This is a genomic window from Luteimonas sp. RC10, assembly GCF_014192745.1.
Lineage (GTDB): Bacteria > Pseudomonadota > Gammaproteobacteria > Xanthomonadales > Xanthomonadaceae > Luteimonas.
This window is the reverse complement of the sequence record NZ_JACHYJ010000002.1, coordinates 287,218-300,090: the sequence shown is the minus strand read 5'-3', so window position 1 is coordinate 300,090 and position 12,873 is coordinate 287,218. Positions and strand designations below refer to the sequence as shown.

The window sequence follows — 12,873 nt, the reverse complement described above, 5'->3', positions numbered from 1 at the left end:
CCAGGCGCATCGGGGGGCAGGCATCGGGTGGGGCTGGTTGTACCGTGATTGGTGCAGTAGATGCCGATCGGAGGATCAGCACGGTGCGCCTTCCGCAGTGGTCTTCACGCACGCGGCCCTAGCCTCGAGGCTCCACCACCGGGATCAACGCCATGACCACGCAAGCGGGCAAGACGCAGGGCGGCGCCACGCCGCAGGACGAGGACAACACGCGCACCCCCACGCGCGATCCGAAGACAGGGATCGACCGCGAGGTCGGCGATCTCGATGATCCGGATGCGCCCGAGAACGACGATGCACTGCCGGGGCGTGCAGGTGGGGGCCTCGCGGGCGGATGACGCCGAGCGCATGTGCGCTGTACCGCCTCGATTGCCGTCGGCGCGCGCAGCGCACCGGCGAAAGCGGCGCGTTGCGACCCGCATTGCGCTCGCCACAACATCACGTCGGACGCGACGCCGGGGTTCGTGCAGTCGACGCGCGCGTTGGAGCCATCGTCCGCAGTAGTGACCGAAACGCACGAGACGAGGTTGTCGCCTCGTGCGTTCCGATGCAAAGCGCCAGGCCGGCGATCAGACGAGATCAGGCCACGTCCGGCAAACCGGGCAGCAGCTTGTCGAGCGTGATCGGGTAATCGCGCACGCGCACGCCGGTGGCGTTGTGGATGGCGTTGGCGATCGCGGCGCTGACGCCGCACAGGCCCAGTTCGCCGACACCCTTGGCCTTCATCGGCGAACTGTCGGCGTCGGCTTCATCCAGGAATACGACCTCCTGCTCGGGCACGTCGGCATGCACGGGGACTTCGTAGCCGGCGAGGTCGTGATTGACGAAGAAGCCGAGGCGCTCGTCGACGGCCAGTTCCTCCGACAAGGCGGCGCCGATGCCCATCGTCATCGCGCCGATGACCTGGCTGCGTGCCTGCTTCGGGTTGAGGATGCGACCGGCGGCGCACACGGCGAGCATGCGCCGCACACGGGTTTCGCCCGTCAGCGCGTCAACGCCGACTTCGCAGAAGTGCGCAGCGAACGTCGACAGCTGCTTCTGCTTGTCGAGGTCGCCAAACTCAATCGCATCCTCGACGACGATCTGGCCGTCGCCAGCCACGTCGGCGAGCTTGACCGCGCGCCCTCCGCCGCGCACTTCGCCATCGACGAACTCTGCGGTCGCCGGGTCGAGGTCGAGCCGGGTCGCAATCACCTCGCGCAATTTCATGCAGGCGGCGTACACGCCGGCGGTCGCGCTGTTGGCACCCCATTGGCCGCCGGAGCCGGCGGAAGCGGGGAAGTCGGAATCGCCAAGCTTGACCTCGATCTGTGCGATCGGCAGCCCCATCGTTTCGGCGGCGGTCTGCGCAATGATTGTGTAGCTGCCGGTACCGATGTCGGTCATGTCGGTTTCGACCGTGACCCGGCCGTCGGGCTGCAGGCGCGCACGGGCGCCGGACTTGGTGACCGGCGCATTGCGGAAGCCGGCGGCCATGCCCAGGCCGACGAGCCAGCGACCGTCGCGCACGCTGCCGTGCGCGGCACGACGGTTCCAGCCGAAGCGCTCGGCGCCCTGGCGCAGGCACTCGACCAGTTGTCGTTGCGAGAACGGCCGCTCCGGTTTTTCGGGATCGACCTGGGTGTCGTTGCGGATGCGGAACTCGACCGGGTCCATGCCGAGCTTCTCGGCCATTTCGTCGATCGCGATTTCCAGCGCCATCAGGCCGGGCGTTTCGCCAGGCGCGCGCATCGCATTGCCCTCCGGCAGGTCGAGCGTGGCCAGGCGCATCTTGGTCATGCGGTGCTCGCCGGCGTAGAGCAGGCGGGTCTGTTGGATCGCGACCTCCGGGTCGCCGCCGGGCAGGTTGCCCGACCAACTTTCGTGGCCGATCGCGGTGATGCGGCCGTCGCGGCGCGCGCCGATGCGGATGCGTTGCTCGGTCGCCGGGCGGTGCGTGGTGTTGTTGGCGATCAATGGGCGGTGCAGGGCGACCTTGACCGGGCGCTTGGCCGCGCGCGCGCCGAGCGCAGCGAGAATCGCATCGGCGCGCACGAACAGCTTGCCGCCGAAGCCGCCACCGATGTACGGCGAGACCAGGCGCACCTTCTCCGGGGCGAGGCCGAGCGTGCGCGCGACGTCGCCGCGACTCCAGGCGATCATCTGGTTCGAGGTCCAGATCGTCACATGGTCGCCGTCCCAGGCCGCGAGCGAGGCCATCGGCTCCATCATCGCGTGCGACTGGTCGGGGGTGGTGTAGGTGGCATCGAGCGTGACCTCGGCCGATGCGAACGCGCTGTCGAAATCGCCGACCGCAGTGTCGGCCGGGGTGTCGCCGTCGGGCTTGATGGCGCGGTCTTTTTCGGCGTGCAGCGAAAAGCGGCCGGGCTCGCGTGCGTAGGTCACGCGCACCAACGCCGCCGCGGCGCGCGCCTGCTCGAACGTCTCGGCGACAACCAGCGCGATGGCCTGGTGGTAGTGCTCGATCGCCGGGCCGCCGAGCAAGGTCGCGGTGTTCATTCTGCCCTTGCCGAGCTCGCCGGCGTTGCGCGCGGTGACCACGGCCAGCACGCCCGGTGCGCGTTCGGCCGCCGAGGTGTCGAGCGCGGCAATGCGGCCCTTGGCGATGCCGGCGCCGACAACGTGGCCATAGGCGGCGCGCTCGGTGACGTCATGCCATTCATAGGCATACGGGGCGGTGCCAGTGACCTTGTGTGGGCCGTCGATGCGGTCGAGCGGCTGGCCGACCACGCGCAGGCGGTCGATCGGATTGGGGCCGGCAGGGGTGTCGAACTTCATGTGCGGGTCTCCTGTGCCTCGATGAGCACGGCCGCGATCGTGCGCTGGGCGAGCGTGAGCTTGAAGCGGTTGTCGTCGGTTGGCGTGGCGCCCTCGAACAGGCGCGCGGCGACCGCGGCCGCCCCGTTGGGCAGTTCGGCATCGGCCGCGTCGCTGCGCCAGGGCTTGTGGGCGACGCCGCCCACGGCGATGCGGCCGCGGCCGTCGTCGTGCACGATCGCTGCGACCGAGACCAACGCAAAGGCGTACGAGGCGCGGTCGCGGACCTTGCGGTAGAGCTGGCGGCCGCCGACTGGCGGCGGCAGCACGACCGCAGTGATCAGTTCGCCGGGGGTGAGCACGGTGTCGCGCTGCGGGGTGTCGCCGGGGGCGGGATACAGCTCGGCGAGCGCGATGCGACGTTCGCGGCCATCGGGCTGCACCGTCTCCACGACCGCATCGAGTGCACGCATCGCGACCGCCATGTCGCTGGGGTGGGTGGCGATGCAGGCGCGGCTGCCGCCGATGACCGCGAGCTGCCGGCTGTAGCCGTCCAGTGCGCCACAGCCGCTGCCGGGCAGGCGCTTGTTGCAGGGTTGCGCGGTGTCGTAGAAGTATGGGCAGCGCGTGCGCTGCAGCAGGTTGCCGGCAGTGGTCGCGCGGTTGCGCAACTGGCCGGAGGCGCCGGCGAGCAGGGCGCGCGACAGCAGCGGGTAATCGCGGCGCACACGCGCGTCGGCGGCGAGCTCGGTGTTGCGCACCAGCGCGCCGATGCGCAGGCCGCCGTCGGGCGTTGCGTCGATCGTGTCCAGGGCCAGGCCGTTGACGTCGATCAACTGGGCAGGCGTCTCGATCTCGAGCTTCATCAGGTCGAGCAGGTTGGTGCCACCGGCGATGAACTTCGCGCCCGGCGTACGGGCAGCAGCGGCTGCTGCCTCGGCCGGGGAGGCGGCGCGTGTGTAGTCGAAGGCCTTCATGCGCCAGCCTCCGCCCGGCGGCGGCCGCCTGCGACGTCCTCGATCGCGTCGAGGATGTTGGCGTAGGCGCCGCAGCGGCAGAGGTTGCCGCTCATGCGCTCGCGGATCTCATCGGGGCTGAGCGCAGGACGGGCAGTGAGGTCGCCGGTGACATGGCTCGGAATGCCAGCGCGCACTTCCTCGAGCGCCGCGACCGCCGAGCAGATCTGCCCGGGCGTGCAATAGCCGCACTGGTAGCCGTCGTGCTTGACGAAGGCCGCCTGCATCGGATGCAGGCGCTCGGGCGTGCCGAGGCCTTCGATCGTGGTGACCTTGGCATCGGCGTTCATCACTGCCAGCGTCAGACAAGTATTGATGCGGCGGCCATCGACGATCGCGGTGCAGGCGCCGCACTGGCCGTGGTCGCAGCCCTTCTTGGTGCCGGTGAGCTGCAGGTGCTCGCGCAGCAGGTCGAGCAGCGTGGTGCGCGTGTCGACCTCGCGCTCAATGCGGCGGCCGTTGACCTCCAGCGAGACGCGTTGCATGACCGGGGGGCGGGGCGGGGCGGCGGTCACGGAGGCGGTGGCGGCCTGGGCGATGCCGGGCGCGGCGACGGCGCCGGCCGAGGCCGCGCCTGCCTTGAGCAGTTCGCGGCGGGAGAGCGGTGACATGGCGGAATCCTTCTGGCTGGCGACCGGGGGCACGGGCTGGCGGGGATCTGGCGGGATGGGGGCGCTGGCAGGGCGCACACGCGTACGGTGCAGGGGCGAGCGTGCCGGTCGTGGCGTGTCGAGGGGATCAAGAACGGGGCGGATTTGCCGTCGGTGTGATCACGTTCGGCGTGGTCGGGCGTGCCCATTCATTCGATGCGAGCGGGTGGGCGTGCGCTTGCGCTGTCTTGGCCCGAGCTTCGCTGTCGCGAACGACAGCGCATCATCTGCGCGCGATTCGGCGTACACGCTGGCGTGATTTGAAACGAGGGCAGCGCTCGACGCGCGCGTGCCTCATGCGCGGCTACGCTTGCGCGCCGCGCCAGTGCTGCAACTGTGTGGCGATGCTCAACGCGATCGCCGCAGCACCGCGGCCGCAGCCGGGGATGCCAACCGGCGACTGCAGACGGTCAGCAAGCGCGTCGCGATCGTCGGGGCGCAGCAGCTTGAACAGGTCGCGGCGTCGGCGATCGGGGCCGAGCAGGCCGATGAACGGGATGTGCGAGGCCGCCAAGGCCTCGAGCGCGTCTCGGTCGGCCTCGAAGCCGTGGTGCATGACCAACGCGACATCGGCATCGGCATGGGTGGCGATCGCGTCAATCGGTGTCGCCTCGATCACGTCGATATCCGGCGCGACGCGCGCGCGCCACGCGGGGCGGGCATCGGCGACCACCACACGCCAGCCCAGCGTACGCAGCATCGGCACGAGCACCGGCGTTTCGGGGCCGGTGCCGAGGACGAGAACGGACGGGGCGCGTCGCACGATGACGGGCCATTGCGCCACGGCGGAGGGCGGGACCGGATCGCTGGGCAGGCACCAGTGCCCGCTGCGTGCGCCGATATGCCAGCCGATGTCGCCGTGACGATCGAGCGTGATCGTCAGGTCCTGGCGATCGCCAAGCCAGGTCTGCAGCGCGGTATCGACGCCGGGCAGCGCGGCGAGCGGCAGCAGCGCGATCAGCTGGCGGCCGCGGCAGCCGACGGCCGAGCCCAGGAACAGGGCGCCATCGTCGGTGGTGTCGATCTCCAGCCAGCCGATGCGCTCGCCGGCTGCGGCCTCCATCGCCAAGCGCGCGATCTCGGGTTCCAGACACCCGCCGCTGATCCAGCCATGCTGCAGAGCCTCGCTGAACAGCGCGAGCGTGCCAGGCGCGGCATAGGTCGAGCCCTCGGTCTCGACGACGATCGCCAGCACCGGGCGCGTCCCTGCCGCCAGCGCATCGCGCGCTGCCCGCAGTACGGCGCCTGGGTCGCCGTCCGCAAAGCGGGAGCACGGCGCCTGCGGACGTGGCGTCGATGCCGGTCGGGTCGGCATCGGCGACGTGCGGAGCAGGGGGGCGACTGCGGCCATCGGGATCGGGTAGGCCGGCAGCGGGATGCGATGCCGGACAGAAGCGAAAGGAGCGGCCAGCCTCCGCCAGTGGGTGTGAAGGGGGGTTGTAGGTGGTGCGGGCGGTGGGCTTGGCGCTTCGGGGAAAAGCGGCCCCCATCCCAACGGAGTAAAGGCGTCGCTGCTATCCACCTCCCCCGCTTGCGGGGGAGGTCGCCGCGCGCAGCGTGGCGGGTGGGGCGGGCCGTCGCGGGAAAGCACCCCCACCCCAACCCTCCCCCGCGATGCGGGGGAGGGCGCCAAGGTCGCCGCGCGCAGCGTGGCGGGTGGGGGACGGGCCGTCGCGGGAAAGCGCCCCCACCCAACCCTCCCCCGCGATGCGGGGGAGGGCGCCAAGGTCGCCGCGCAGCGTGGTGGGTGAGGGACGGGTCGTCGCGGGAAAGCGCCCCCACCCAACCCTCCCCCGCGATGCGGGGGAGGGCGAAAAGGTCGCCGCGCGCAGTGCGGCGGGTGGGGGCCACTCTTCGCGCGTCAGCCGCGGTGCGCGCGATCGGCGCCGACGGCGGCGGCGCCGCGCAGCAGCATGCGGATCATCTTCGCGAGGTCGTCGACCAGGGCGTCGTCGCGTTCGGGCGGCGAGTCGAGCGCGGTGCCGCCCAGCGCGAACACCAGGCGGGTGATCGCGCGGGCCACCAGCGCCGGTTCGTGGAAGGCCGCGCCCTGGGCAGCGGCAATGCGCACGAGGTCGGCGCGCAGTTCGTCCTCGAAGAAGTGCAGTTGCCGGTCCACTGCGCGCTTGAAGGCGTCCGAGCCCACGGTGCCCTCGCGCAGCAGCACGTGCAGCAGCTTGTCGTCGGCGCGCAGGCGTTCCATGAACGCCTCCAGCGACCCGCGCACGATGCTGCGGCCCGAGACCGCGCGCTTGCGGGCGTCACCGACGATGCGGCGCAGCGATTCGCCGGCCTGGTCGATCAGTGCGACGGCCAGTTCGTCCATGTCGTGGAACTGGCGATAGAAGCTGTTGGGGGCGATGCCGGCCTCGCGCGCGACTTCGCGCAGGCTCAGCGTCGAGACGCTGCGGTGCGGACCGATCAGGCGCAGCGTCGCGGCGATCAGGTCATCGCGGACGATGGTCGGCTTGCGGCCGGGTTGACCGTCCGGAGCGGCGGGATCGCCGGCGGGCGCGGGAGCGGTGACGGTCAAAGGGGAAGCCAGGTGAAGCGGGCGACCAGCATAACAGTGCATCCGGAACGGCCGCCTGACCGCGGGAGACGGCGCGCTGAACAATTAATGCACAAGTGTATACACGCCTGTGCGGATGCCTGTACAGTCGCCCCATGTCCGCCGTCTCCCCGCTTGCCTCCCGCCCGCGCAGCCCGCTTCGTCGGCTTGCCGCGCCCTTCGTCGCGCCCCCGGTGTTCGACTTCTGGGCCCGCCGGCTGCATCCCACGTGGACCTGGGAGCGGCCGCTCGCACGGGTCGTGGGCCGGGTGCCGGCCGCCGAAGGGGCGGTCACGCTGACCTTGCAGCCCAATCGCCACTGGACTGGTGCGCAGCCGGGCCAGCACGTGAATCTCGGGGTCGAGATCGACGGCGTGCGCGTCACGCGCAGCTACAGCCTCGATGCGCCGGTCGGCGCCGACGGCCGTCTGACGATCACGGTCAAGCAGGTCGAGGGCGGCCGCGTCAGTGGACACTTGCTCGAGCGCGCACAGCGCGGCGACGTGTTCGACATCGGTCCGGGCTTCGGCGATCTCGTGCTGCCCGAGGCGCCACAGGGCAGCTGGCTGCTGCTGGCGGCCGGCAGCGGGATTACGCCGATGATGGCGCTGATCCGGCAACTGGCCGCGCAGGACATGCCGGTGCCGGTGACGTTGCTGTACTGGGCGCGCCATCGCACGCAGGCTTGTTTCGTCGAGGAGCTCCGCACGCTGGCCACACGCCACGCCGGCTTCGACGTGCGCTTCGTGCTGACGGGCGAGGCGCCCGTGGCCGGCGACGAAGCCGGCGGCCGCATCGATGCTGCGCTGCTGGACACGTTGGTTGCTGATCTTGCGCAGCGCCAGGTGTACGCCTGTGGGCCCGGTGGCTTCGTCGCCACCGCGCAGGCGCTGCTCGACGGACGCGTGCCGCTGTTGCGCAGCGAGGCCTTTACGCCGCCGCCGAGTCCGCCGGTCGACGACACCGGCACGGTGTCGGTTCAACTGGCACGCAGCGGGCGCGCGCTGACATTGCCGCGCGGCACCAACCTGCTCGCAGCGCTCGAAGCCGAGGGGCTCAAGCCCAGCTCGGGCTGCCGCATGGGCATCTGCAACACCTGCGCTTGCGGCAAGGCCGCCGGCGCCGCGCGCGACCTGCGCACCGGCCACGTCCACGGCGAGCCCTCGGCTGCACTGAAGCTGTGCGTCAGCAGTGCGGTCACCGATCTCGTTCTCGATCTGTAGAAATTGCGGAGCTCCCTCATGTCCAAGACCACCGCCCGCCGCCTGGGCGCGCAGGAACTCGAAGCCTTCGGCGCCGAACTCGACGCGCTGCACACGCGCACGATGGCGCAGGTGGGCAAGGTCGATGCCGACTACATCCGTCGGGTCGTCGCCGCGGTGCGCTGGACGGGCCTGGCCGGGCGCGCGCTGTTGATGCTCGGTGCGATCGCCGGTGCGTTCGTGCCGTGGGTCCTGTGGGCGGCGTGGCCGGCGGGCGTGCTGCTGCTGGCGCTGGCCAAGATCCTGGAGAACATGGAGGTCGGGCACAACGTGATGCACGGCCAGTACGACTTCATGGGCGATCCGCAGCTCGAGGGCCAGCGCTACGAGTGGGACATCGTGGCCACCGCCGACAACTGGCGGCATTCGCACAATTACCGCCACCACACCTACACCAATGTGCGCGGCATGGACGACGACATCGGTTACGGCCTGCTGCGGATCTTCCCCGAGCAGCGCTGGAAGCCGTTCTACCTGCTGCAGCCGCTGATCGCGCCGGTATTCGCGCTGTACTTCCAGTGGGGCGTGGCGATCCAGGAGCTGAAGGTCGGCCGCTGGTTCGCCGGCAAGATGCCCAAGGGCAAGCTCGCGCGCGATTTCGCGCCGGTCGGCCGCAAGATGGGCCGGCAACTGCTCAAGGACTACGTGCTGTTCCCGGCACTGGCCGGCCCGTTCTTCCTGCCGGTGCTGCTGGGCAACCTGGTCGCCAACGGCCTGCGCAACATCTGGACGTTCGTGGTGATCTTCTGCGGCCATTTCACCGCTGATGCCGAGGTGTTCCCGAAGGACTGCCTGCGCCAGGAGACCCGCGGCCACTGGTACCTGCGCCAGCTGCGCGGCTCGTCGAACATCGGTGGCGGCCGGTTGATGCACCTGCTGACCGGCAACCTGAGCCACCAGATCGAGCATCACTTCTATCCCGACGTGCCGGCGCATCGTTATGGCGCGATGGCGGTCGAGGTGCGCGAGATCTGTGCGCGCTACGGCCAGCCCTACAACACCGGTTCGCTGCTGCGGCAGTTCGGCCAGGTGACCTGGCGGATCGTGCGGCACGCGTTCCCGAGCCGGCCGCGCCGCGCCGCCGCGCCGCTGGTCGGCGCGCCGCAGCAGGCCTGACGCACCGGCACGCACCGCGCGGTCAAAGGCTCGCGCGCAGGTCGGTCAGGGTCGCCATCAGCAGCATTGGGTCGAGCGGGGACGGCTCGAATCCCACCTGCAGGTAGAAGCGGGCGGCGTCCTGCGAGAGCGCATGCACCAGCAGGCCGCGGATGCCGATGGTGTCGGCCGCCTGCAGGACGCGCAGCGCGGCATCGCGGACGAGCGCGCGTCCGATGCCGCGCCCCTGCAGCGACCGGTCCACGGCCAAGCGGCCGAGTACGACCACTGGGATCGGCTCGGGCATGTTGCGTCGGAAACGGCCCGGCGCCGAGGCGACGGTGACTGCGCTCGATGCCAGTGCGTAGTACGCCATGACGCGTCTGTCGGCGCATGCGACAAAGGTGCGTGACGCGCCGCTGGTCTGGTTGGCGAGTGCGCGTCGTCGCAGCCACCGGTCCAGACCGTCTTCGCCCGAGTCGAACGCGTCGACATCGTGCTGGGCGGTCAACGTCTCGGGAGCAGCGAGCGTCATCGCTTGTGCGTGGCGGTGTCCCAGGGCGCCGGGGTCTGCATGGTCGTACGCAACCGGGCATTCGGCTCGGGCGGCTGGTCCAACCGGGCCAGGAAGGCGGCGTAGGCCTTGCTGTCGACATGGAAGGTTGCCTGGTCGAGCAGTGCTTCCTCGGCGGCCGCACGGGCGGCCGCCAGCACGAAGTCGGTGCGGTTCTTGCCCCGAGACTTGGCGGCGCGATCGATCAGCGCCCGGTCCTCAGTCCGGATCCGCAGATTCAGGGTCTCGCGCTTGACGGGCGGGCGACCGGTGGTGGGCATGACGTTGGGCCGGGCGGTGAATGAGGCAATCATCGCACAGGTGTAATGACGGTGTCGTTACGCAAGCCGGAGCGACGGCCGACGCCGCCGACACGGCGGCGGGCCGATAATGCCGGCCGTTTCCGCTTTCAGGCTGCCCCATGCCCAAGCCACCGTCGCCGTCGACACCGCCCGGTCCCGCGCACTGCGTGCGGGTGCGTGGCGCGCGCGAGCACAACCTCAAGGACGTCGATGTCGACATCCCGCGCGATGCGCTGGTGGTGTTCACCGGCGTATCGGGCTCGGGCAAGTCGTCGCTGGCCTTCGGCACGCTGTTCGCCGAGGCGCAGCGCCGTTATCTCGATTCGATTTCGCCCTATGCGCGCCGGTTGATCGACCAGGCGGGCGTGCCGCAGGTCGATGCGATCGAGGGCCTGCCGCCGGCGGTGGCGCTGCAGCAGGCGCGTGGCACGCCCACCGCGCGCTCATCGGTGGGCAGCCTGACGACGATCTCCAACTCGCTGCGCATGCTGTACTCGCGCGCCGGCGACTACCCACCGGGGCAATCGATCATCTACGCCGACGGGTTCTCGCCCAATACGCCGGCCGGCGCCTGCCCGACCTGTCACGGGCTGGGCCGGATCTACGACGCGACCGAGGCGTCGATGGTGCCCGATCGCAGCCTGACGATCCGCGAGCGCGCGGTCGCGGCATGGCCCGGTGCCTGGCACGGCCAGAACCAGCGCGACATCCTGACCACGCTCGGCATCGACGTCGACGTCCCGTGGTCGAAGCTGCCGAAGAAGACCCGCGACTGGATTCTGTTCACCGACGAGCAGCCGGTGGTGCCGGTGTATGCGGGCTTCGGCCTGGACGAGGTGCAGCGCGCGGTGAAGAAGAAGATGGAGCCCAGCTATATGGGCACGTTCACCAGCGCACGGCGGCATGTGCTGCACACCTTTGCCAACACCCAGAGCCCGCAGCAGAAGAAGCGCGCGGCGCAGTACCTGATCGGCGCCGACTGCCCGGAGTGCCATGGCAAGCGACTGCGTCGCGAAGCGCTGTCGGTGACCTTCGCCGGGCTCGACATCGCCGCGTTCTCGCAGCGTCCGCTCGACGAGCTCGCCGGCCTGCTGGCCCCGGCCGCGGACGGAAAGACCCATGCCCGCGCGCACCCGGAGCAGGCGCTGGCCGCGCAGCGCATCGCGCAGGATCTGCTGGCGCGCATCGCGGTGCTGCAGGACCTGGGGCTGGGCTATCTGACGCTCGCGCGCAGCACGCCGACGCTGTCGCCGGGCGAATTGCAGCGACTGCGCCTGGGCACGCAGATCCGCTCGCAGCTGTTCGGCGTGGTCTACGTGATGGATGAGCCCTCGGCCGGCCTGCACCCGGCAGATGCGCAAGCGTTGCTGCGCGCGCTCGACCAGCTCAAGAGCGCCGGCAATTCGCTGTTCGTGGTCGAGCACGAGATTGATGTGATCCGGCATGCCGACTGGATCGTCGACGTGGGGCCGGCCGCGGGCGAGCAGGGCGGTCGGGTGCTCTACAGCGGACCGCCGGCAGGCCTGGCGGACGTCGAGGCCTCGGCGACGCGGCGTTATCTGTTCGCCGGGCACGCCCCCGAGGCCAGTCGCCTGCGCGCGCCGACCGGCTGGCTGCAGTTGCGCGGCATCGTGCGCAACAACGTGTGCGGGCTCGATGTCGACCTGCCGCTGGGCGTGTTCGCGACCGTCACCGGCGTCAGCGGGTCGGGCAAGTCGTCGCTGGTGAGCCAGGCGCTGGTCGAACTGCTCGGCGCGCACCTGGGCCAGGCCGGCGATGCCGACGAGGTGCCGCTTGATCCACTCGAACGCGGCGTCGAGGCCCCGGTGGAGGGCCGCATCGTCGGCGGACTCGACGCGGTGCGCCGGCTGGTGCGGGTGGACCAGAAGCCGATCGGGCGGACGCCGCGCTCGAATCTGGCCACCTACACCGGCCTGTTCGACCATGTGCGCAAGCGCTTCGCCGACACCCCGGCCGCGCGTCGTCGCCGCTTCGATGCCGGGCATTTCTCGTTCAATGTCGCCAAGGGGCGCTGCGCGACCTGTGAAGGCGAGGGCTTCGTCAGTGTGGAATTGTTGTTCATGCCCAGCGTCTATGCGCCGTGCCCGACCTGCCACGGCAGCCGCTTCGATGCGAAGACATTGGCGATCACGCTGCGCGGCAAGACCATCGCCGACGTGCTGGGCATGACCGTCGCCGAGGCGGCAGTGTTCTTCGAGGACGATGCCGCGATCGCGCGACCGCTGCAGGTGCTGCTCGAAGTCGGCCTGGGCTATCTGCGGCTGGGCCAGCCGGCGACCGAACTGTCGGGCGGCGAGGCCCAGCGGATCAAGCTGGCCAGCGAGCTGCAACGCGCGCAGCGGCGCGGCACCGTCTACGTGCTCGACGAGCCGACGACCGGCCTACATCCGAGCGACGTCGACACCTTGATGACGCAGCTGCACGGGCTGGTCGACGCGGGCAACACGGTGATCGTCGTCGAGCACGACATGCGCGTGGCGGCTGCCAGCGACTGGGTCGTCGATATGGGGCCGGGGGCGGGCGCGGCGGGCGGCCACGTGGTCGTGGCGGGGACACCGGAGGCTGTCGCGAAGCACCGCAGCAGCCGGACTGCGCCATTCTTGCGCGAGGCGATGCCCTAGACCCGACGCCGGCGCGGCAGGAATCGCAGCGCAGTCGTGGCCCTA

General features: G+C 70.6%; 11 protein-coding genes. 4 read left to right on the top strand and 7 right to left on the bottom strand.

Annotated elements, in window-relative coordinates:
* Window positions 1-152: 152 nt before the first annotated feature.
* Window positions 153-338 carry a hypothetical protein gene (locus tag FHW73_RS05135; protein WP_183426003.1) on the top strand — a complete coding sequence of 62 codons (186 nt, stop codon included), beginning with the start codon at window positions 153-155 and terminating at the stop codon, window positions 336-338.
* Between the two features lie 241 nt (window positions 339-579).
* Here the strand turns inward: FHW73_RS05135 and paoC are convergent, their stop codons facing one another.
* From paoC to fabR, 5 genes are all read right to left on the bottom strand, one after another.
* On the bottom strand, window positions 580-2,778 hold the full coding sequence (gene paoC / locus FHW73_RS05130; RefSeq protein WP_183425643.1) for an aldehyde oxidoreductase molybdenum-binding subunit PaoC: 2,199 nt from the start codon (window positions 2,776-2,778) through the stop codon (window positions 580-582).
* Window positions 2,775-3,734 (bottom strand): xanthine dehydrogenase family protein subunit M, encoded by a 960-nt coding sequence (locus tag FHW73_RS05125; protein ID WP_183425642.1) that lies wholly within the window; start codon window positions 3,732-3,734, stop codon window positions 2,775-2,777. The genes paoC and FHW73_RS05125 overlap by 4 nt, the downstream gene beginning before the upstream one ends.
* A complete protein-coding gene (gene paoA / locus FHW73_RS05120; protein ID WP_183425641.1) occupies window positions 3,731-4,384 on the bottom strand; it encodes an aldehyde dehydrogenase iron-sulfur subunit PaoA in 654 nt (217 codons plus the stop codon). The genes FHW73_RS05125 and paoA overlap by 4 nt, the downstream gene beginning before the upstream one ends.
* A gap of 343 nt (window positions 4,385-4,727) precedes the next feature.
* Complete coding sequence (locus tag FHW73_RS05115) at window positions 4,728-5,774, bottom strand: XdhC/CoxI family protein (protein WP_183425640.1); 1,047 nt, start codon at window positions 5,772-5,774, stop codon at window positions 4,728-4,730.
* Window positions 5,775-6,284: 510 nt separating this feature from the next.
* Window positions 6,285-6,956 (bottom strand): HTH-type transcriptional repressor FabR, encoded by a 672-nt coding sequence (fabR, locus tag FHW73_RS05110; protein WP_255492670.1) that lies wholly within the window; start codon window positions 6,954-6,956, stop codon window positions 6,285-6,287.
* A 134-nt stretch (window positions 6,957-7,090) separates the two neighbouring features.
* Here fabR and FHW73_RS05105 point away from each other — a divergent pair, with 134 nt between their 5' ends.
* Window positions 7,091-8,197: a ferredoxin reductase gene (locus tag FHW73_RS05105; protein WP_183425638.1), complete on the top strand. Its 1,107-nt coding sequence runs from the start codon at window positions 7,091-7,093 to the stop codon at window positions 8,195-8,197.
* Between the two features lie 18 nt (window positions 8,198-8,215).
* Window positions 8,216-9,352 carry an acyl-CoA desaturase gene (locus FHW73_RS05100; protein ID WP_183425637.1) on the top strand — a complete coding sequence of 379 codons (1,137 nt, stop codon included), beginning with the start codon at window positions 8,216-8,218 and terminating at the stop codon, window positions 9,350-9,352.
* 22 nt (window positions 9,353-9,374) lie between these two features.
* Here FHW73_RS05100 and FHW73_RS05095 read toward each other — a convergent pair whose 3' ends face one another.
* Entirely contained in the window at window positions 9,375-9,866 is a 492-nt protein-coding gene (locus tag FHW73_RS05095) for a GNAT family N-acetyltransferase (RefSeq protein ID WP_183425636.1), read from the bottom strand.
* Window positions 9,863-10,198: a DUF1778 domain-containing protein gene (locus FHW73_RS05090; RefSeq protein WP_255492669.1), complete on the bottom strand. Its 336-nt coding sequence runs from the start codon at window positions 10,196-10,198 to the stop codon at window positions 9,863-9,865. Before FHW73_RS05090 ends, FHW73_RS05095 begins: the two co-directional genes overlap by 4 nt.
* A gap of 107 nt (window positions 10,199-10,305) precedes the next feature.
* On the opposite strand from FHW73_RS05090, the gene FHW73_RS05085 reads away from it, so the two are divergent.
* Window positions 10,306-12,828: an excinuclease ABC subunit UvrA gene (locus tag FHW73_RS05085; protein ID WP_183425635.1), complete on the top strand. Its 2,523-nt coding sequence runs from the start codon at window positions 10,306-10,308 to the stop codon at window positions 12,826-12,828.
* Window positions 12,829-12,873: the final 45 nt, after the last annotated feature.

Bases quoted from the DNA above. Each gene is read 5' to 3' on its own strand.
- FHW73_RS05135 (WP_183426003.1), top strand. From the start codon at position 153: ATGACCACGCAAGCGGGCAAGACGCAGGGCGGCGCCACGCCGCAGGAC.
- paoC (WP_183425643.1), bottom strand. From the start codon at position 2,778: ATGAAGTTCGACACCCCTGCCGGCCCCAATCCGATCGACCGCCTGCGC.
- FHW73_RS05125 (WP_183425642.1), bottom strand. From the start codon at position 3,734: ATGAAGGCCTTCGACTACACACGCGCCGCCTCCCCGGCCGAGGCAGCA.
- paoA (WP_183425641.1), bottom strand. From the start codon at position 4,384: ATGTCACCGCTCTCCCGCCGCGAACTGCTCAAGGCAGGCGCGGCCTCG.
- FHW73_RS05115 (WP_183425640.1), bottom strand. From the start codon at position 5,774: ATGGCCGCAGTCGCCCCCCTGCTCCGCACGTCGCCGATGCCGACCCGA.
- FHW73_RS05105 (WP_183425638.1), top strand. From the start codon at position 7,091: ATGTCCGCCGTCTCCCCGCTTGCCTCCCGCCCGCGCAGCCCGCTTCGT.
- FHW73_RS05100 (WP_183425637.1), top strand. From the start codon at position 8,216: ATGTCCAAGACCACCGCCCGCCGCCTGGGCGCGCAGGAACTCGAAGCC.
- FHW73_RS05095 (WP_183425636.1), bottom strand. From the start codon at position 9,866: ATGACGCTCGCTGCTCCCGAGACGTTGACCGCCCAGCACGATGTCGAC.
- FHW73_RS05090 (WP_255492669.1), bottom strand. From the start codon at position 10,198: ATGATTGCCTCATTCACCGCCCGGCCCAACGTCATGCCCACCACCGGT.
- FHW73_RS05085 (WP_183425635.1), top strand. From the start codon at position 10,306: ATGCCCAAGCCACCGTCGCCGTCGACACCGCCCGGTCCCGCGCACTGC.